The 19212-nt window shown below is 67.6% G+C and carries 21 protein-coding genes and 1 riboswitch; of the genes, 8 read left to right on the forward strand and 13 right to left on the reverse strand.

Annotation, left to right across the window (positions count from 1 at the left end; genetic code table 11):
- Positions 1–50: 50 nt before the first annotated feature.
- A riboswitch (cobalamin riboswitch) is annotated at positions 51–272 on the reverse strand.
- 285 nt (positions 273–557) lie between these two features.
- The 3 genes from J2S75_RS03640 to J2S75_RS03650 all read left to right on the forward strand — a co-directional run bounded on the left by J2S75_RS03640 (position 558) and on the right by J2S75_RS03650 (position 3202).
- Positions 558–2264, forward strand: a complete 1707-nt coding sequence (locus J2S75_RS03640) for a uracil-xanthine permease family protein (protein ID WP_307018269.1) — start codon at positions 558–560, stop codon at positions 2262–2264.
- A 156-nt stretch (positions 2265–2420) separates the two neighbouring features.
- Positions 2421–2753, forward strand: a complete 333-nt coding sequence (locus J2S75_RS03645; protein WP_307018271.1) for an STAS domain-containing protein — start codon at positions 2421–2423, stop codon at positions 2751–2753.
- 32 nt (positions 2754–2785) lie between these two features.
- On the forward strand, positions 2786–3202 hold the full coding sequence (locus J2S75_RS03650) for an ATP-binding protein (protein ID WP_307018273.1): 417 nt from the start codon (positions 2786–2788) through the stop codon (positions 3200–3202).
- A 57-nt stretch (positions 3203–3259) separates the two neighbouring features.
- On the opposite strand, the gene J2S75_RS03655 is transcribed toward J2S75_RS03650, so the two are convergent.
- The 4 genes from J2S75_RS03655 to J2S75_RS03670 all read right to left on the reverse strand — a co-directional run bounded on the left by J2S75_RS03655 (position 3260) and on the right by J2S75_RS03670 (position 8858).
- On the reverse strand, positions 3260–4852 hold the full coding sequence (locus J2S75_RS03655) for a Na/Pi cotransporter family protein (protein WP_307018275.1): 1593 nt from the start codon (positions 4850–4852) through the stop codon (positions 3260–3262).
- A 138-nt stretch (positions 4853–4990) separates the two neighbouring features.
- On the reverse strand, positions 4991–5362 hold the full coding sequence (locus J2S75_RS03660) for a response regulator (RefSeq protein WP_307018277.1): 372 nt from the start codon (positions 5360–5362) through the stop codon (positions 4991–4993).
- A gap of 9 nt (positions 5363–5371) precedes the next feature.
- Positions 5372–7663 (reverse strand): response regulator, encoded by a 2292-nt coding sequence (locus J2S75_RS03665; RefSeq protein ID WP_307018279.1) that lies wholly within the window; start codon positions 7661–7663, stop codon positions 5372–5374.
- 16 nt (positions 7664–7679) lie between these two features.
- Complete coding sequence (locus J2S75_RS03670) at positions 7680–8858, reverse strand: PP2C family protein-serine/threonine phosphatase (RefSeq protein ID WP_307018281.1); 1179 nt, start codon at positions 8856–8858, stop codon at positions 7680–7682.
- Between the two features lie 350 nt (positions 8859–9208).
- Here J2S75_RS03670 and J2S75_RS03675 point away from each other — a divergent pair, with 350 nt between their 5' ends.
- Complete coding sequence (locus tag J2S75_RS03675) at positions 9209–9403, forward strand: hypothetical protein (protein ID WP_244376281.1); 195 nt, start codon at positions 9209–9211, stop codon at positions 9401–9403.
- Between the two features lie 273 nt (positions 9404–9676).
- Here J2S75_RS03675 and thrS read toward each other — a convergent pair whose 3' ends face one another.
- Positions 9677–11638: a threonine--tRNA ligase gene (gene thrS / locus J2S75_RS03680; protein WP_307018283.1), complete on the reverse strand. Its 1962-nt coding sequence runs from the start codon at positions 11636–11638 to the stop codon at positions 9677–9679.
- A gap of 52 nt (positions 11639–11690) precedes the next feature.
- Entirely contained in the window at positions 11691–12032 is a 342-nt protein-coding gene (gene yidD, locus J2S75_RS03685; protein WP_370874073.1) for a membrane protein insertion efficiency factor YidD, read from the reverse strand.
- A 92-nt stretch (positions 12033–12124) separates the two neighbouring features.
- Here yidD and J2S75_RS03690 point away from each other — a divergent pair, with 92 nt between their 5' ends.
- On the forward strand, positions 12125–12550 hold the full coding sequence (locus tag J2S75_RS03690) for a hypothetical protein (protein ID WP_307018285.1): 426 nt from the start codon (positions 12125–12127) through the stop codon (positions 12548–12550).
- A gap of 9 nt (positions 12551–12559) precedes the next feature.
- On the opposite strand, the gene J2S75_RS03695 is transcribed toward J2S75_RS03690, so the two are convergent.
- Entirely contained in the window at positions 12560–13006 is a 447-nt protein-coding gene (locus tag J2S75_RS03695) for an iron-sulfur cluster assembly scaffold protein (RefSeq protein ID WP_307018286.1), read from the reverse strand.
- Between the two features lie 254 nt (positions 13007–13260).
- On the opposite strand from J2S75_RS03695, the gene folE reads away from it, so the two are divergent.
- Positions 13261–13899, forward strand: coding sequence for a GTP cyclohydrolase I FolE (folE, locus tag J2S75_RS03700; protein WP_307018288.1), 639 nt, complete (start codon positions 13261–13263; stop codon positions 13897–13899).
- Positions 13900–13924: 25 nt separating this feature from the next.
- On the forward strand, positions 13925–14425 hold the full coding sequence (gene hisI, locus J2S75_RS03705; RefSeq protein WP_244376271.1) for a phosphoribosyl-AMP cyclohydrolase: 501 nt from the start codon (positions 13925–13927) through the stop codon (positions 14423–14425).
- Between the two features lie 140 nt (positions 14426–14565).
- Here the strand turns inward: hisI and J2S75_RS03710 are convergent, their stop codons facing one another.
- Together J2S75_RS03710 and J2S75_RS03715 are read right to left on the reverse strand one after the other, a co-directional pair.
- Positions 14566–14997: a CBS domain-containing protein gene (locus J2S75_RS03710; RefSeq protein WP_307018290.1), complete on the reverse strand. Its 432-nt coding sequence runs from the start codon at positions 14995–14997 to the stop codon at positions 14566–14568.
- A gap of 155 nt (positions 14998–15152) precedes the next feature.
- Positions 15153–15950, reverse strand: coding sequence for a rhomboid family intramembrane serine protease (locus J2S75_RS03715; protein WP_370874074.1), 798 nt, complete (start codon positions 15948–15950; stop codon positions 15153–15155).
- A 213-nt stretch (positions 15951–16163) separates the two neighbouring features.
- Here J2S75_RS03715 and J2S75_RS03720 point away from each other — a divergent pair, with 213 nt between their 5' ends.
- Positions 16164–16820: a transglutaminase-like cysteine peptidase gene (locus tag J2S75_RS03720; protein WP_307018294.1), complete on the forward strand. Its 657-nt coding sequence runs from the start codon at positions 16164–16166 to the stop codon at positions 16818–16820.
- Here the strand turns inward: J2S75_RS03720 and J2S75_RS03725 are convergent.
- The 4 genes from J2S75_RS03725 to cysE all read right to left on the reverse strand — a co-directional run bounded on the left by J2S75_RS03725 (position 16817) and on the right by cysE (position 19161).
- Positions 16817–17353 (reverse strand): GNAT family N-acetyltransferase, encoded by a 537-nt coding sequence (locus J2S75_RS03725; RefSeq protein WP_307018296.1) that lies wholly within the window; start codon positions 17351–17353, stop codon positions 16817–16819. The genes J2S75_RS03720 and J2S75_RS03725 overlap by 4 nt on opposite strands.
- Before the next feature lie 85 nt (positions 17354–17438).
- Positions 17439–17969, reverse strand: coding sequence for a gamma carbonic anhydrase family protein (locus J2S75_RS03730; RefSeq protein ID WP_307018297.1), 531 nt, complete (start codon positions 17967–17969; stop codon positions 17439–17441).
- 5 nt (positions 17970–17974) lie between these two features.
- Entirely contained in the window at positions 17975–18187 is a 213-nt protein-coding gene (locus tag J2S75_RS03735) for a DUF3126 family protein (protein ID WP_018391302.1), read from the reverse strand.
- 113 nt (positions 18188–18300) lie between these two features.
- Positions 18301–19161, reverse strand: a complete 861-nt coding sequence (cysE, locus tag J2S75_RS03740; RefSeq protein WP_307018300.1) for a serine O-acetyltransferase — start codon at positions 19159–19161, stop codon at positions 18301–18303.
- Positions 19162–19212: the final 51 nt, after the last annotated feature.

Genomic DNA, 19212 nt, shown 5'->3' on the forward strand with positions numbered 1-19212 from the left:
GCGAATCGCACTCCCGCCGGGAAGGCAACCTTCGGAGCACCCCGCCCGAAAGATTGTGTGCGATCAGGGCAGGTCTCCTGGCTCGCGGGTCGACGCTGGCTCCACCCGGCCTTCCCAGCGCCCGGCCGAAACCGGGACGCCAGTGGACGATGGGCAGAGGGCTCGCCGCTTACAGTTGCGGGGGCAGCCTCGGCTTTGGCGCGGGGCGCCTCACCGAGTTCCCTCTTAGCTTCGGGCGGAGTGCCCGAAGAACCGTGATCGGCCGCGACCGTAAACGCTTCGCCCCCGTCGTCAAGCGTGCCGGTTCGCCCCTACCCCGTCCGCCTTTCGCCAGCGCAGGATGAATTTGATACATTGTATCACTTGCGAGGACAAGACCGGCGCACCGGCACGTGGCCGAAAGTTGGCGGCGGGCGATCTTGCCCGGCTTCGAGCGAAATATCATAGTCGCACCAGCAGATTCCCCTACCGTCGGCAGCGCCGGGCGGGAGCCTCGATCCCGCACCGGACGGGCGCCTGCCTGGCAGCGCCGTCATGTCTTTCCCAAGGGCCCACCCATGCCGCGCAAGCCGACGAACATCATCTACTCGGCCAATGAGAAGCCGCCGGCCGGCACGGTGCTCATCCTCGGGGTCCAGCACGCCACGCTCGCGCTTCTGTTCATCGTCTATCCGCTCGTCGCCGCCGCCGAGGCGGGGCTGTCCTTCGACGATACCCAGCTCTTCATCACCAGTTGCATCATCTTCATGGGCATCGCCACGCTGCTGGAATGCCTGCCGCGTCCGGGCGCCGGCATGCTGCTGGTGCAGATTCCCAACATGGCGCACATGCCGCTGGCGGTGCAGTCGCTCGCCGCCGGCGGGCCGGCGCTTTACGCCGGCATGAGCCTCGTCGCCGCCATCTCGCAGCTCACCCTGTCGCGGTTCATGCGCGCGCTCAGGGCGGTGTTTCCGCCGGAAGTGTGCGGCGTCGCCGTCACCATGCTGGGGGTCGCCCTCGCCGATCCGGCGCTGCGGCGGGTGTTCGGCATTTCCGGCGCGATCACGCCCGATCTCGATCTGCGCTACGCCCTCGTCAGCTCGGTGACGCTGGTCATCATTGTCGGCCTCGCCATCTTCTCGCGCGGCATGCTGCGCCTGTTCGCGGTGGCGATCGGCGCCGCGATCGGCTGGATCCTGGCGGCCTATCTCGGCGTCGCGCCGGAGCCCAATGCCAGCTTCGCCACCCTGCCCTATATCGATATTCCGCATCTCGGCTGGCCGGGCGTCAGCTTCTTCTCCTGGGCGCTGATCCCGGCGGCGATCATCACCGGCGTGCTGTCCGCCGTGGACATGGTCGGCACTGTGGTGTCGATGCAGCGCATGGACGATGCCGACTGGCGCCGCGCCGATCTCGACCAGGCGGGACGCGCCATTCAGGCCAACTGCCTCGGCGATATCGGCACCGCCATTACCGGCGGCTTCGCCAGCGCCTCCTCCTCGGCCGCCGTCGGCGTCGCCTTCGCCACGGGTACGACGGCGTGGCGGGTGGGTGCGGTCTCCGGCATCCTCATCATCCTCGCCGCCTTCTCGCCCCGCCTCATCGGCGTGCTCACCATCATCCCCTCCCCGGTCATCGGCGCCATCCTCATCTATGCCGCCGCCTTCCTCACCGTGGCGGGCATGGAACTCATCCTCTCCCGCCGCCTCAGCGACCGGCGCATCTTCACCGTCGGCCTCGCCATCCTCACCGGCCTCGCCGTGGCCATACTCCCCGGCCTTGTCGGCCTCACGCCGGAATGGGCGCAGCCGATCCTCGAATCGCCGCTCTCCATCTCCACCGCCGTCGCCATCGTGCTGAACCTGGTCTTCCGCATCGGTATCCGCCAGGAAGCCTCGCGCGAGGTGACGACGGCCGACAACCCCTTCACCGTCGCCACCGAATTCCTCGAATATCAGGGCGACCTGTGGGGGGCGCGGCGCGACGTGATCTCCATGGCGATCCCCGTCGTGGCGGAAGGGGTGGAGATGCTGCTCGACACCGGCGTCGCGCCGGGCAAGCTGGAAGTGCGGGCGCATTTCGACGAGGAGAATTTCGACGTGGCTCTGCTCTATGAGGGCGAGCCGATCACCATCCCCGACCATCGCCCCTCGCCCGAAGACCTTCTGGGCGACGCCCACGCCGTCGCCCGCTTCGTCGGCTACATGCTGAGCAAGCGGGCCGACAGGCTGGTGCTCGGCACGGACGGCACCCGGGAGAAACTGACCCTGCGCTTCGAGCACTGACCGCATCGCCGGCCCCCAGCCCAGCGCTTGCACCGGCGCTTGCACGGTTTTGGCTTTGCCGATAATCCTCTTCCATCCTCGCGCGGACGGGCTGGCAGGCGCTGGGCCGCGCGGCCTCCCCGATGCCGCCGCCCTCCCGAATTCTGGAGCCGAGCCTTGATACATATCGACCGCATCGTCGAGGGCGCCGTCGTCGTCACCGCCGTCAAGGGACGGCTCGACAGCAGTTCCTCGCCCAAGCTGGAGGAATTCCTCATCGACGCCGCGCCGAGCGGGACCGTGCTGCTCGACTTCGCCGAGCTCACCTATATCAGCTCGGCCGGCCTGCGCGTCGTGCTCAAGGCGACCAAGCTGCTGCGCGGCGCCGGCGGCACGCTGGCGGTCTGCGGCCTCATTCCACAGGTGCACGAAGTGTTCGACGTGAGCGGCTTTTCCTCGCTGATCCCGATCCATCCCAGCCGCGAGGCGGCGCTCGCCACCCTCGGCTGACCACACCACCGGCACGCGCGGCGGAGCGGGCGATGACCGACATGCGGCTCGATCTACGCCTGCCCAACAACCTGGGCGAGCTCGACGCGCTCAGCACACGGATCGAAGGCTTCATGGAGGACGCCGGGGTTCCGCCGACCCCGGCCTATCGACTGCAGCTCGCCGTGGATGAGTTCTTCAACAACGCGGTCGATTACGGCTATCCCGACGGCCGCGCGGGCGAGATTGTCATTGAGGTGAGCCGCACCGGCGACCGCCTTGACCTCTTTTTCAGCGATGATGGCGACCCGTTCGATCCTTTCGCCGCGCCGCCTCCCGATCTCGACGGCACGCTGGAGGAGCGGCGCATCGGCGGGCTCGGCGTGCATCTCGTGCGCACCTTCGCCGACCACTTCGCCTATGCGCGCGAGAACGGGCGCAATGTGAAGCGCCTCACCTTCGCTCTTTAGAGCCTGGTCCGATCACGTTGCGTCGCCCTGAGCGGTGAATCAGCCTCTGAACGTTCTCTAGCCCACGCTGCGGGCGCGGCGCACCTGCGTCATCCCGTTTACCAGCCGGCGCGCCAGCCAGACGATGCGCTCGAACAGCACCGTCATGCGGAACAGCGCGTTCTGCTCCGCCGCGGCCAGTTCGCTCTGCGAGGAGAGGCGCTGGCGCAGTTCCTCCATCAGCCGGTCGCGATGGCCGAGCAAGGCGAGCACCACTTCCGGCTCCTCCGCCCCGAGGCTCTCGGCATGGTCGGCGACGGCGCCGAGCAGCAGATGCAGCGCCTCGTTCAGCCGCTGCGCGGTCGGCACATGGCGGACAGCGGCGGCCTCGTGCGCATAATCGGCCAGCGCTTCATGCAGGGCGCCGGCATTGTTGGCGGCATCGTCGAGCAGCAGCGCCACCGCCACCTGGTCGCGGGCCAGCTGCGCGTCGAGCAGCGAGGCGAGATAGGCGCGGATCGCCTCGGTGAGGCTGGCGCCGGCAGTGCGCAGCACCGTTGCGGACGGGGCGGACGGGTCGCCCTCCTCCCGCACATGCTCGATCATCTGCGGCAGGCGGCCGCTCAGGCGCGCCACCTCGCGCGTGGCGAGGTCCAGTGCCGCCTCGGTGTCGCCCAGCGCCTCGCGTAGCAGGAAGGCGGGCTGGGACAGCGTTTCCACCGCGTTCATCGGCAGCAGCCGCGCCAGGATGCGGCGGGTCGGCGCTTCGAGCAGCGCGGAGGCGATCGCCCCGCCGATCTGCGCCGCCAGGAACAGCAGCGCCAGCACGGCGCCGATGTCTCCCTCGGCCGGCAGGAGCCCCGCCATGGCCTCTGGCCGCAGGGCCGCGAACAGGGCGAGCCCGACCAGAAGCAGCGAGCCGGCGCCCTTCTGCACCACCTGCAGTGCGAAGACGACGCGGCCGGGCCGCGTCTCGCCGGGAATCAGCACGGCGTTGTTGATCATCCCCGCCGCATTGGCGCCGGCGATCAGCGGCAGCGCCGTGCCGAAATCCAGCAGCCCGCCCGCCACCGCCGCCACGGCGAGCGCGGCCGCCACCGAGGAGGACTGCGCCGCCATGGAGAAGCCGGCGCCGATCGCCGCCAGCAGCCAGGGATTTTCGACCGCCGCTTCCCACCAGGGATGCCCCAGCAGGGCCTCGCGCATCGGGCCGACGGCGACGGAGACGAGATGCATGCCGAACAGCAGCAGCCCCGCCCCAAGCGCCGCGTCGAGCGCGTTGCGCATGCGGTCGCCGCGCACCAGCCGGAAATAGGTGATGAAACCGACCACGCCGATGACAAGGCCGGCGGCGGTCGAGGTATCGACGGCGACGATCAGCGGCAGCAGCGAGGTGCCGACATTGGCCCAGCTCGGCGCCAGCAGCGCCGGCCCGTCGGTGAGCACGCCACCGCGCACGAAGGAGACGACGATCCACGACACGGCGGTGGAACTCTGGGTGATCATCCCCGCCAGCGTGCCGCTGATCGCGGCGCTGACATTGCCGCGCAGCGCCCGTGCGAAGGCGGCGCGGGTGCGCCGGCCGACCAGCGGCACCAGATTGGCGGAGAGCCCGCGCACCCCGATGAAGAACAGCCCCAGCCCGCTGAACAGAAGCGCGATGGTCGCCATGGGCCTACCTTGTCGTCCGTTGATTATTGGATGGGCGCACGAAGAGTGGTTCCTTTACCGCCGGGCGACGGCAGGAATGCAAGGAGCAGGCCGTTATGAGAGCTTCGCATGACAGAACGGTGACGACACCGATCCCCGTCAGCCCGGCAGGCCGAGCCGGCTGCGGATCTTCTCCAGCAGCCGCGGCAGTTCCACCGGCTTGGTGTCGAAGTCATCACAGCCCGCCGCCATCGCCTGCTCGCGGTCCGAGGCCATGGCGTGGGCGGTGAGCGCGATGACCGGGATCGCCGCCGTATCGGGATGCGCCTTCACCTGCCGCGTCGCCTCCCAGCCGTCGAGTACCGGCAGGCTCATATCCATCAGGATCAGCGCCGGCTTCTCGGCGAGAGCGATGTCCACCCCCTCCTGGCCGTTGACCGCGATCAGCACCTCGAAGCCGTTGCGGGCGAGACGCCGCGAGAGCATGTCGCGGTTCATCTCATTGTCCTCGACGAGGAGAATCTTCGTCATCGCACCCTCTCAATGGCCGTGGCTGGCGATCGTGCCGAGCGCCGCGCCGAGCGAGCCGATCGGCTGCGCGCCCTTGTTCAGGATCAGCAGCGTGTTGCGGGCCAGGAACTCGCGCTCATCCTCGGTGAGTTCCTTGGCGGTGAGCACGACGACGGGCAGCTCGCCATAGGCCGGCTCTGCCCGCACATGGGTGAGGAAGGCGAAGCCGTCCATCCTGGGCATCATCAGGTCGAGCAGCACGAGCGCGGGAAGCGGGTGCGCGCGGAGCCATTCCAGCGCCTCTTCGCCATTGGCCGCTTCGGCCACCGGCAGGCCGGCGCCCTCGATCGTGGCCCGCATGATCGCGCGCACCTCGGCATCGTCATCGACCACCAGCACCACGCCCCCCTCATTGCAGGGCGCGAATTTATGCACCAGCGCGACCAGCCGCTGCCGGTCGATGGGCTTGGTCATGTATTCCGAGGCGCCGAGCGAATAGCCGAGATTCCGGTCATCGACGATGGTGAGCATGATGACAGGGATATGCGCCAGCGCCGGCTCCGATTTCATGATGCCGAGCACCGACCAGCCGTCGATCTTCGGCATCATCACATCGAGCGTGACGATATCGGGCGGATCCTTGCGCATGATGTTCAGCGCCTCCACCCCGTCGCGGGCGTGGCGCAGCACATAGCCTTCCTTGCCGAGGGTGGCGGTGAGCACGTCATGCACCGCCGGGTCGTCATCGACCACCAGCACGGTGATCGCCCCCGGCGTCGTCGGCGCGCCGGGATCGACGATCTCGTCCTCATCGCCGAGCGCCCCCGCCAGATGCGCCTCGACCGGCAGCTCGATGGTGAAGGTCGAACCCTTGCCCGGCTCGCTCGCCACCGCGATGGTGCCGCCGAGCATGGCGGCGAAATGCTTGGTGATGGTGAGCCCGAGCCCGGTGCCGCCAAAATTCCGCGTGGTGGAGGAATCCGCCTGGGTAAAGGCCTGGAACAGCCGGCCCATCTGCTCCTCGCTCATGCCGATGCCGCTGTCGCTGACATCGAAGCGCACCGCCTCGCTGCCATCGGGCATGCGGTCGCGGGCGATGGCCAGAGTCACCGTGCCCTCCTTGGTGAACTTGGCGGCGTTGCTGAGCAGGTTGATAAGGCTCTGCTTGAGCTTGGTGACATCGGTGCGCAGCGTGCCGACATCGACCGGGCAGTCGATAACGAAGCGATTTCCGTTCTTCTGCATCATCGGCCCGACAATGGTCTTCACCTCCTCGACCATGCGGGTCAGGAACACCTGTTCCAGATAGACATCCATGCGCCCGGCCTCGATCTTGGAGAGATCGAGAATGTCGTTGATGAGGCCGAGCAGGTGTTTTCCGGCTGCCTGAATCTTGTCGAGATCGGCGACCATGGCGCTGTCGCCGGCATCGGCGGCGTCCTCGGAAAGGATTTCGCTGTAGCCGATGATGGCGTTGAGCGGCGTGCGCAGTTCGTGGCTCATATTGGCCAGAAACGCCGATTTCACCCGGCTGGCAGATTCCGCCGCCTCCTTGGCCTCGCGCAGCTGGTGCTCCATGCGCACCCGGTCGCTGATATCGACGAAGGTGGCGATCACCGCCGGCTTGCCGCGGAACTCCAGCGGCTCATGCGAGACCATGGTGCAGATGGTCGAGCCGTCCGTATGCGGCAGGTTGAACTCCCGCCGCTCGCTCGACGGCGTGGCGAGGATGTCCGCCAGTTCCTGCCCGCGCGCGGCGTCCGCAAACAGCTCGCGCAGCGGGCAGCCGATGAGCGTGCCGGCGTCGCGGCCGATCAACCGGCCGAAGCAGCCATTGGAGTGGCGCACGACCTTGCCCGCCACATCCATGATGACGAGCCCGATCGGCGCCGCCGCGTCGATGGCGCGCAGCTGCTCCTCATCCTCGCGCAGCTTCATTTCCGCGAGCTTGCGCTCGGTGATGTCGGTATAGATGGCGATGAAACCGCCGCCCGGCACGGGATCGCGCCGCACCTCCAGAATGGTGCCGTCGGGGCGGGTACGCTCGAAGCGGTGCGGCGTTTCCAGCTGGGCGAGGCGCTGGGCGAGCGCGACCTCTATGTCCACGTCGCCGAATTCGCCGCGCGCGCCGAGATAGCGGATATAGTCGGAAAAGGTGTGCTCGGTGCCGAGGAATTCCTCGGGCATGTCGAGATAATCGACGAACAGCTGGTTCCAGGTCACCAGCCGGTGCTTGGCGTCGTACATGGCGACGCCTTGCGCCATGTTCTCCAGCGTCGCGCGCAAGAGCGTCGCTTCGCTCACCCACTCGTCCTCGGTCATCCCGTCCCTTGCCCCCTTACTCGGCTGCCGGCGCATCCAGTGTCAGCAGCAGCGCCGCCATATCGTCAAAGGCCGGCAAGCCGGCCTCGAAGGCCCGCACCGCCGCCGCCAGCCGCGGCAGCGGTGCCGCCTCCTCGCCGAGCGCGGCGAGGAAAGCGCCCACACGCTCCTCGCCATAGAGGTCGCCGGCATGGTCATGCGCCTCGGTCAGCCCGTCCGTTACCACCATCAGCCGTTCCCCCGCGCCGAGCGGCACGGTGGCGGCGCTGTAGGGGAACTCCTCCATGACGCCGAGCGCCGGCCCGCCGGCGGCCGTCAGGCGGCTGACCGTGCCGTCGCACGCGCGCAGATACGGCGGCACATGGCCGGCACGCACATAGGTCAACATGCCCGCCGATACGTCGACCACCGCCAGAAGCAGGGTGACGAACATGCAGGAGGCATTGCCCCGCGCCAGCGCGTCGTTCACCAGCCCCGCCGCCCGCGCCGGATCGGCGAAGAGTTCCGCCGCGTCCGGCCTTGTGCCGAGCGAGCGGAACATGGAATGGGTGCGCGCCATCATCAGTGCGGCGCCGGCCCCCTTGTCGGAGACATCGCCGATGATCGCCACGATCCGGCCGTCGCCGACCGGGAAATAGTCGACGAGATCGCCGCCAACCTCCTTGGCCGGCTCCAGCAGCACGTCGATGGTGAGGTTCCGCCCGGCGAAACGACCGGCGAAGGGCGGGGGCACCAGCGCCAGTTGCAGGGTGCGCGCTTCGATGAGTTCGGCCTGCTTGCGCTTCAGCTCGTCACGGGTGCGGTCGCGCAGCGCCTTCTTCTCCAGCGTGGCGAGCACGCGAGCGCGCAGCAGCGTGGGATTGAACGGCTTGAAGATGAAATCGTCGGCGCCCAGTTCGATGCAGCGCACCACCGGCTCGATCTCGTTGAGGGCGGAGACGACGATGACCGGCAGATCGTTGATCCGCCCGTCGCCGCGCAGCCGGTCGAGCACGCCGAAGCCGTCCAGCTCCGGCATCATGATGTCGAGCAGGACAAGGTCGTAGGGTTTCTGGTCGATGGCGGCGAGCGCCTCGATGCCGTTGGCGGCCTCGTCGATATGGGAAAAGCCCAGCCGCTTCAGGCGGCGCAGCAGCAGGTCGCGGTTCTCGGCAACATCGTCGACCACCAGAATCGCCGCGTTCTGGTCCGTCATGATCCCGCTTCCACCGACATGCTTCTCGACTGCGCCCGGATGCGGGCTCGCGCGGACTATCCACACAATGACAGGGCTTAGCAACGCCGTCGGAGCTTCCGGACAGTGACAAAAGCTGCATGTTCCCGGCCTCACGCTGCGGCACCCGTATTGGGGTATGGCAACGACGCGGCGCGCAGGCGAAGGGCGTGCTGGAAGCCGTGGCGCGGGACGCTTCCACACCCTAGATAGGGACGAGGGAGGCGCCACAGATAGCGATGAAGATATTCCGAGCGGGCCTTCTCACGGCGGCACTGGCGGTTTCGGCCGGTCCCGCCCTGGCCCAGGTCACCTCACAGCCGAGCCCCTACATGCCCCAGCGACGCGATTCGGTCCGGCCCAACAGCCAGAACCTCATGCAGGGCCCGTCCTATTGGACGCCGCAACAGCGCCGGCTCAACGTGCCCGGCGCCACCGCCAATCCCAGCCTGCGGCGCGACACCGAGCCCTACCCGCCGCCGCCTCTGCCGCCGCCGGTGCGACCGGCGGAAACGCCGGACAAGTGACGGGACGGCGGGGCGGCTCGTGCCCGCCCTCCGTCATGCTGAGGTGCCGGCCGGAAGGCCGGCCTCGAAGCAATCAGGCGGTGTGACGCGGCAGCCATCAGCGTCCTTCGAGGCCCGGCTGCGCCGGGCGCCTCAGGATGAAGGGCCGCGCGAAAGTCGCCACCCATGTGCCGTCATTCCGGCCGAGCGCAGCGAGAGCCGGGAGCGCGGGCAGATGTCGGTCATCCCGGATCGGCCTGCGGCCGTCCAGGATGACAGTTTGGGGCGGGCGCCTCAGTCCCGCTGCAAATCCGGCGGGCTTGCCTCGGCCACCAGGCTCGCCAGCGCCTCGTCGAGCGTCAGCGTGGTCTGGTTCGGCGAGCCGAGCCGGCGGATGGAGACGGTGCGCTCAGCGGCTTCCTTGCGCCCGACGACAACCAGCGCCGGCACCTTGGCCAGCGAGTGCTCGCGCACCTTGTAGTTGATCTTCTCGTTGCGCAGGTCGAGTTCGACCCTCAGCCCCATCTTCTTCGCCGCCGCGACGATCTCGCGGGCATAGTCGTCACCCTCGGAGGTAATGGTCGCCACCACCGCCTGCACCGGCGCCAGCCAGAGCGGGAAATGGCCGGCATGGTGCTCGATAAGGATGCCGGTGAAGCGCTCCATCGAGCCGCAAATGGCACGGTGGATCATGACCGGCGTCTTCTTCGAGCCGTCGGCATCGACATAGAAGGCGCCGAAGCGCTCCGGCAGGTTGAAGTCGACCTGCGTCGTGCCGCACTGCCATTCGCGGCCGATCGCGTCGCGCAGCGTGTACTCGAATTTGGGGCCGTAGAAAGCGCCCTCGCCCGGCAGGATGCCGGTCTTGATCTTGCCGCCGGATTCCGCCTCGATCTGGGTGAGCACGCGGCCCATCACGTCCTCGGCATGGTCCCACACCGCGTCGGAACCGACGCGCTTCTCCGGCCGGGTGGAGAGCTTGACCACGATCTCCTCGAAGCCGAAATCGGCATAGGTGGAGAGGATCAACTCGTTGATCTTCAGGCACTCCGCCGCCATCTGCTCCTCGGTGCAGAAGATGTGGGCGTCGTCCTGGGTAAAGCCGCGCACGCGCATCAGCCCGTGCAGCGCGCCCGACGGTTCGTAGCGGTGCACGGCGCCGAATTCGGCGAGGCGCATAGGCAGGTCGCGATAGCTCTTCAGCCCATGCTTGAAGATCTGCACATGGCCGGGGCAGTTCATCGGCTTGAGCGCATAGACGCGGTCATTGTCCTCGGTGTCGCCGGCCGGCTGCACCTTGAACATGTTGTCCTTGTACCAGCCCCAATGGCCAGAGGTCTCCCACAGCGACTTGTCGAGCACTTGCGGCGCGTTGACCTCGCTATAGTCGGCGGCGAGGCGGCGGCGCATATAGGAGACGAGGTTCTGGAACAGGTTCCAGCCCTTGGGGTGCCAGAACACGACGCCCGGCCCCTCCTCCTGGAAGTGGAACAGGTCCATCTCCCGGCCGAGGCGGCGGTGGTCGCGCTTCTCGGCTTCCTCCAGCTGAAGGATATAGGCGTCGAGTTCTTCCTTGGTCCGCCACGCCGTGCCGTAGATGCGGGTCAACATCTGGTTGTTGGCGTCGCCGCGCCAATAGGCACCCGCCACCTTCATCAGCTTGAAGGCGTCGCCCACCTTGCCCACGCTCGGCATGTGCGGGCCGCGGCAGAGGTCGAACCACTCGCCCTGCTTGTAGATCTTGATCGTCTGGTCGGCGGGGATGGCGTCCACCAGTTCGACCTTGAACGCCTCGCCCTTCTCCTTGAACACGGCCTTGGTCGTCTCGCGGTCCCATACCTCTTTGGTGAAGGGCGCGTCGCGGGCGATGATCTCGCGCATCTTCTTTTCGATGGCGGCGAAATCGTCCGGGGTGAACGGCTCGTTGCGGAAGAAGTCGTAATAGAAGCCGTTCTCGATCACCGGGCCGATGGTCACCTGCGTGCCCGGCCACAGCGCCTGCACCGCCTCGGCCAGCACATGGGCGGCATCGTGGCGGATGAGTTCCAGCGCTTCCGGGCTCTCGCGGGTGACGAGCTCGAACCTGGCATCCGCGGAAATGGGATCGGAAAGGTCGGTCAGCACCCCGTCGAGCTTCATCGCCAGCGATTTCTTGGCCAGCGATTTGGCGATGGAGGCGGCGACCTCGGTGCCGGTGGTGCCGGAGGCATAGGCTCGGACGGCGCCATCGGGAAAGGTGAGGTGGATATCAGACATGGTATCGGCTCCTGCCCACTCCTGCGAACCACGCAGGTAGGCTCATCTGAGGTCACGTATCGCGCGCGCCCGGCGGCTCCGGGGTCCGCGCGTAGCGCCACGGCATATACCACACGCCCTCACGCGGCAATTCGGCCGGCACCGGCTCGAAGCCCGATCCGCCCCAGGGATGGCAGCGGCAGATCCGCCCCGCCGCCATCCAGCCGCCCGCCCACGCCCCATGGCGGTCGATCGCCGCCTCGGCGAATTCCGAGCAGGTGGGGAGATAGCGGCACTGCCGCCCCATGAAGGCGGAGAAGCTGTAGCGATAGACGAGGATCGGCGCCCGCAGCATCAGCCGTGGCAGCCGCGCCGCGAAAGCTGCGACACTCGCCTGCGACTTCGGCGCCGTCATCGCCCGCCCCTAACCGGGAACCGGCGCGACTCCGCCGCGTTGCCCCCGTGACACGCCGGCGCGCAGGCCGGTCGGCAGCCCGGGAGCAGATGATGACGGACACCCGATTCTGGACGATGGCGGCGCTGGCGGCCGGTCTTTGCCTGGCCGCCCCGGCCTTCGCGCAGCAGCCGCCGGCGGACACGCATGTCCCCCCCGGCCCGGCCGGCGGCACGCAGCCGGAGCCCTCCGCCGCCAATTCGCCGGAAGTGGACCCGGACATGCAGCGTGTCGCCGCCTGCAAGGCCGATGCGCTGGCGAAGCTGAAGCAGCGCTCGCCCTCGATCGAGGACATCTATATCGACGTGGACGGCCTCACCATCGCCGAATCCGAGAGCACGCTCGGCACCACCGCCGTCAAGGGCGTGATCATGGGCGAGGCCTATATCCAACGCGACCGCTCCGACACCGCCAACCGCTTCCTCTGCCTCACCGGCCCGAAGGACGAGGTGCTGTTCACCTTCTTCACCGAGCGCTGAGCCGCGCCCCTACTCTGCCGCCTGCGCCGCGCGCGCCGCGATCTGATCGAGGGCGTCGACCACGGCGTCGAAGGTGAGCAGCGTCGAGGCGTGGCGTGCCTTGTAGTCGCGCACCGGCTCCAGCACCTTCAGCTCGGCCCAGCGGCCTTCCGGCGGCGCGCCATTCTCTTTCAGCATCCGCCGCATCGCCTCGCGCACGGCGCGCAACTCGTCCGCCGTGGAACCGACGATGAGCGCGCCCATGACGGAGGACGAGGCCTGACCGAGCGCGCAGGCGCGCACCTCATGGGCGAAATCCGCCACCACGCCGTCGCGCAGCGCGAGATCGACGGTGACGGTGGAACCGCAAAGCTTGGAATGCGCCGTTGCCGTCGCATCGGGGGCCGCGAGGCGGCCAAGGCGTGGTATGTCGGCGGCGAGTTCCAATATCCGGCGGTTATAGACGTCGTTCAGCATAAGGCTCGATCCCTGCACGACGGGCGGTGATCCCCGCACAGGCCGCGTCCGCCCGATTGCGGCCAGCCCTGCCTGGCTTATATAGGAGCGGTCGCCCCCCTGCGAAAGCAGCGGACGCGATCTGTCTTTCGGCAGGCGCGCCGGGCAGCTATGGTCGGTATGATGCTGATCCGTGGCGGGTATTGGCACGTAGGACGCATTTGACCGAAGCAGTCGGGCTGCGGATCATAATGCGTCGTCGAACGGAGTTCGTCATGGATGCCGTGCTTGAAACACTGATGCGCAGCGCCCAGAGCGAGAAGGAGGCGTCCACCGCGCGCCGCCCCTCCCGTGAGGAGGCCGAGGCCGCCGTCCGCACGCTCATCGCCTGGGCCGGCGACGACCCGACCCGCGAGGGCCTGCTCGACACGCCCAAGCGCGTGGTGCGCGCCTATGAGGAACTCTACAGCGGCTACCGCATCGGGCCGGAAACCATTCTCGACCGCACCTTCGGCGAGATCGGCAATTTCGACGACATGGTGATGGTGCGCGACATCGAGTTCCATTCCCATTGCGAGCACCACATGGTGCCCTTCGTCGGCAAGGCGCACATCGCCTATTTCCCGGTCGAGCGCGTGGTGGGCCTCTCCAAGATCGCGCGCATTGTCGACATCTATGCCCGCCGCCTGCAGACGCAGGAGCACCTGACCTCGCAGATCATCACCGCGATGGACGAGATCCTGAAGCCGCGCGGCGTCGCCGTGCTGGTCGAGGCCGAGCATATGTGCATGGCCATGCGCGGCGTGCGCAAACAGGGCGCGTCCACCGTCACCACCCAGTTCACCGGCGTTTTCCGCGACGATCCGCAGGAGCAGGTTCGCTTCATGAGCCTGCTGCGCGGCCTGCGTCCGTAGGGGCGTCGCCTCCGCACAGGCTTCGATGACCGAGATTTCCTTCGCCCCCCGCGGCAGCAAGGCCGAGATCGAGGAGGGCGAACGCCTCTCCCCGAAATTCGACGCCGATGGCCTGCTCACCGCCGTGACCGTCGATGCCGATGACGGCACCGTGCTCATGGTCGCGCACATGAACGCGCAGGCGCTGGCCCTGACCATCGAGACCGGCGTGGCGCATTATTTCAGCCGCTCGCGCGGGCGGCTGTGGAAGAAGGGCGAGGAAAGCGGCCATCTCCAGCAGCTGGTCGAACTGCGGGTCGATTGCGACCAGGACGCGGTGGTCCTGCGCGTGCGCATGCCCCCGCTCGGCCCCGGCGTGCCCGGCGCGGCCTGTCACACCGGGCACCGCTCCTGCTTCTTCCGTTCCGTGCCGCTGGGCGCGGCGCCTACGCCGGAATTGACGCTCGCCGTCAATGATGACGGCCCGCTGTTCGATCCGGCCAAGGTCTACGGGCTGACGAAGAAGACCGACACGCCGCGCTTCTAGCGGCGCCAGCTTCCGGCCGCTTTGCTTTCGCCGTCATCACGGCCGGAGGCGACGGTGCAAAGCCAGCCCCCCTCCCCCGCCCGCGCGCGATCCCGGATCGGCCTGCGGCCGTCCGGGATGACGCCCTTACACGGCCGCGATCACGCCGAGAGGATGTATTCCCGCATGGCGTGGCTCTCGCGCTCCATCTCGGCCAGGCGCTGCTTGACCACGTCGCCGATGGAGATGATGCCGATCAGCTTGCCGCCCTGCACCACCGGGAGGTGGCGGAAGCGGCCGGCGGTCATGTGTTCCATGATCTGGTGAACCGTCTCATTGCCCTCGCAGGTGACGACGCGCGAGGTCATCACCGAGCTGACCGTGTCATCGAGCCGATCGGGTCCGTCGAGGCCGATCACGCGCACCACGTCGCGCTCCGAGAGAATGCCGACCACCCGCCGCTCGGGGTCCGTCACAACGATGGCGCCGATGCGCTTGGCCGCCAAAAGCTCCGTCGCCTCACGCAGCGTCGCCTCGGGGGCGATCGTCTGAACATCGAAGCCCTTTTCTTCAAGAATCGTCCGAACCGTCATGCAAGCCTCCTTCCCGGAATGCGGGACGGCTGGAACGCGCTCCATCCACCGCCCGCTTTGTTCGGCTTCTTCCCCACATCGGGGCGAGCCATGGCGGAATGATCCGCCTTAACCTTCCGGCAGGCAAGGGGCGCGGCGGCAAACAGTTCGGCGACTTAGAAGCGGGAGGTGCGGGAATAGCTGTCGCTGCCGGGACGGCGGCGGATGGGGTCGAACAGCGGGAACGCCAGCAGCCCGGCGAGGAAGCCGCCCATATGCGCCTGCCAGGCGATGCTGCCATCGACCAGGCCGGCCGGTTCGCCGAGGCCGAAGGCGAGGTTGATGACGAACCACACAACGACGAATCCGATCACCCGCCGGTCGCGCATCACGTCCATCAGCGGCGGGGCCGGGGCATGTACGGCCTGCTCCGCGACGCCCGGCCGCCACGCCCGGCCGCCATCGGCGAACATGAAGCGCAGCGCCGCCGCCATGAAGCCGGATACTGCCGCCGAGGCGCCAATCATCGGCACCAGTTCGCCCTCATGGGTGACGAGATGCAGCCCCGCCCCCGCCGCGGCGGTGAAGGCGAAGAACGAGAGGAAGCGCAGCACGCCGAAACGGCGCGCCACCGGCGTGCCGAAGGCGAGCATCCATAAGAGATTCAGCCCGACATGGGCCCAGCCGCCATGCAGGAAGGCATAGGTGATGAAGGTCCACGCATCCGCCGCCACCCCGCCCGGCAATACGCCGTCGGCGAGAACGGAGGGGTCGTAGCGGGCGGGAATGAAGGCGAACAGCGCCAGGATCTCAATGCCCGTCTCGACATCCACCCAGTCGCGCACCAGCTGGATAAGCAGCATCGCCGCCGCCAGCACGGTGATTACCGGCGGCACGTTGAGAAGCGGTTCGCGTCTGTGGGCGGCAAGGCGGGGCGGTTCAAGCACACGGATCACATAGGCGTCCCGCCGCATGGCGGCAAGGTCGCAGCGCGCCGCACCGGGCTGAAACCCGTTTCCGCCGGCTTAAGCGGCGTGATGAACAGTTTACCTATTGCTGTGGTTAACGCCAATAAAAAACCTATTAACGTTCCCTATCCGTCGTAGTGATGAATCGCCGCCATCGCTTAGACGCGTATAAAATCCTTCGCGCTAAGCTCTCATCCAGTGACAGGGATGAGGTACGCGATGAAAAAGAGGCTCGAACGGGCCCTTCTCGCGGCGGGTCAGGCGGTTGTTGCGGCTGCCTTTGCGGCGGTGCTGACGCCCGCCGAGCCCGCACAGGCGGAGAAGACGGTGGCGATGCTCTCCAGCTTCGCCGCCAACATGGCGCCCGGCGCGCAGACCAGCGTGCCGATGGGCTATTTCCAGTTCTGCACCGAGCACCTCACTGATTGCGGCTCGGCCGGCAGCACCGGCGGCAAGGTGGCGTTGACGGAGGCCAATTTCGCCCAGCTGCGCACGGTCAATGACGACATCAACGGCCGCATCCAGCCGCTGACCGATCTCGAACATTACGGCGAGATCGAGCGCTGGACCTATCCTGACGACGGCTTCGGCGATTGCGAGGATTATGTTCTGCTCAAGCGCCGCACGCTGGTCGACCTCGGCTGGCCGGCGGACACGCTGCTGGTCACCGTGGTCCGCGACCACAAGGGCGACGGCCACGCGGTTCTCACCGTGGTGACGGACCGCGGCGACCTCGTGCTCGACAATCAGGAATCGGCCATCCTGCTCTGGCACGAAACCGGCTATCGTTTCGTCAAGCGCCAGGCGCAACAGGATACCGACAGCTGGGTCTCGCTCGGCGACGTGCTGGCGCCCCTCTCGGTCGGCCGCAACTAGCCGGCCGCCTGCCACTCCTTGCGCAGCAGGGCGTATTGCAGCGTGTTCTCATAGACGGGGTTGCCGTGCTCATCCTCCCGGAAGGAGATGAACTCCCGGAACAGCCCCTCGACCCGCATGCCAAGCCGCTCGCAGAGCCGCCGCGAGGGGACATTGTCCTCCTCGACATAGGCATAGAGCCGCCGCGCCTGTTTCACCGTGAACAGATAGTCGAACAGCGCCCGCGCCGCCTCGGTGGCGAAGCCAGCCCCGGAGAACGCCGCATTGAAGTTCCAGCCAACGGAATAAGTGTCGGGCGGCTCGGGCATGGCGAACACGTCGCCGATCACCCGGCCGGTCGCGGCAAGACAGACGGCGATGTTCTCGTCGCTGCCGGCGCGCTCCGTCGCTTCGGCCTCCGCCGCCGCGAGATCGTCCAGCTTGAGCGAGAGAAAACAGCTGGCGCCCGGCTCCCGCAGATAGGCCAGCAGGTCGGGCGCATCCTCGGGGCGGAAATTCCGCAGGATCAGCCGCTCTGTCTTGATCGTATCCATCCGGGTCCCCGCGAATCCAAATCAGGGATGCCCCCTGCGCGAAGACTGGCCGGAGACTATGGCCGAAGCTGGGGCGCCCCGCCCCTCAGTCGATCCGGCGCAGCCCTTCGGCGAAGCGCCGCCAGTTGCGCACATAATGCGCGGCGGTGCCGTGGATGCGCTTCTCCATCGCCTCGTCGAGGCTGCGGATCACCTTGCCCGGCGCCCCGACGATGAGCGAGTTGTCGGGATATTCCTTGCCCTCGGTCACCAGCGCGCCCGCGCCCACCAGACAATTGCGGCCGATCTTCGCGCCGTTGAGGATGGTCGCCCCCATGCCGATCAGGCTGTTGGCGCCGATCGTGCAGCCATGCAGCATCGCCTTGTGGCCGATGGTGCAGTCCTCGCCGATGGTCAGGGGGAAGCCGGGATCGGTGTGCAGCACGCACAGTTCCTGGATGTTCACCCGGGCACCGAGCGTGATCGGCTCATTGTCGCCGCGAATGACCGAGCCGAACCACACGCTCGCCTCGTCGCCCACCACGATATTGCCGATCAGCTCGGCGGTGGGGGCGATCCAGTAGCGGCCGAGCGCCGGGAGTTCCGGCGCCACACCGTCGAGCGCGTAGACCGGCATCGTCCTCAGTCCTCGAGATCGGTGTCGAGAATGGCCATCTGGAAATTATAGGACAGTTCGCCGTCTTCCTTGTCCTCGAACAGGACGCCGATGAACTCGTCACCGAGATAGACCTCGGCCGAATCCTTCTTCTTCGGACGCGCGACGACGCGCAGCTGGGTGTTGGTGAACAGGCGCCGCATATAGGTCTGGACGCGTTCCAGGTCCTTCTTTTCCAAATCCGTGCTCCCAAGGGGGTTGATCGGCCGGCAGGCTTGCCACGGCGCGACGGCCGGCGCAACCGCACCGGCGCAATCGCCTGTTCACACCGGCGCGCCGAACGCCCCGCGCCTCAGATCGCCTCGCCGAGAAAGGTCGGCATATCGGCAAAATGGTCGAACATCTGGTCCATGCTGCGCGAGGGCTCGGCACAGCCGGCCTCCCCCACCACCTTGGCCGGCACCCCCGCCACGGTGGTGCGCGCCGGCACGGGCTTCAGCACCACCGAGCCGGCGGCGACACGGGCGCAATGGCCCACCTCGATATTGCCGAGCACCTTGGCGCCGGCACCGAGCAGCACGCCGTGGCGGATCTTCGGGTGGCGGTCGCCATGCTCCTTGCCGGTGCCGCCCAGCGTCACGCCCTGCAGCACCGAAACATTGTCCTCGATCACCGCAGTCTCGCCCACCACAATGCCGGTGGCATGGTCGAAGAAGATGCCGCGACCGAACGGCGCCGCCGGGTTGATGTCCACCTGATTCACCGCCGAGGAGCGGCTCTGCAGATAGAGCGCGAAATCGGTACGCCCGTTCTTCCACAGCCAATGCGCCAGACGGTGGGTCTGGATAGCGTGGAAGCCTTTGTAATAGAGCAAGGGCTGGATCGCCCGGTCGGTCGCCGGATCGCGGTCGAGCACGGCGACGATGTCGGCGCGGATGGCGACGCCAAGCCCCGGATCGTCCGCCGCCGCTTCCTCGAAGGCCTGGCGGATGATATCCGCCGGCACGTCGCCATGATCGAGCCGCTGGGCGATACGGTGCGCCACCGCCCGCTCCAGCGAGGTGTGGTAGAGCACGGTCGAATAGACGAAGCTGGCAAGCGCCGGCTCGCGCTGGGTGATGGTCTCGGCTTCCGCGCGGATGCGCGCCCAGACCGGATCGACCTTGTCGAGCGCGCGCGGCGCCTCGGCGCGCTGAAGAGTGTTCACAGCCATTTTTCTACCCTCGCCATTCGCCGTTGCGGCGTCGGCCAGATGTCCCGAGTT

Source organism: Ancylobacter polymorphus (genome assembly GCF_030813495.1).
GTDB classification, from domain to species: domain Bacteria; phylum Pseudomonadota; class Alphaproteobacteria; order Rhizobiales; family Xanthobacteraceae; genus Ancylobacter; species Ancylobacter polymorphus.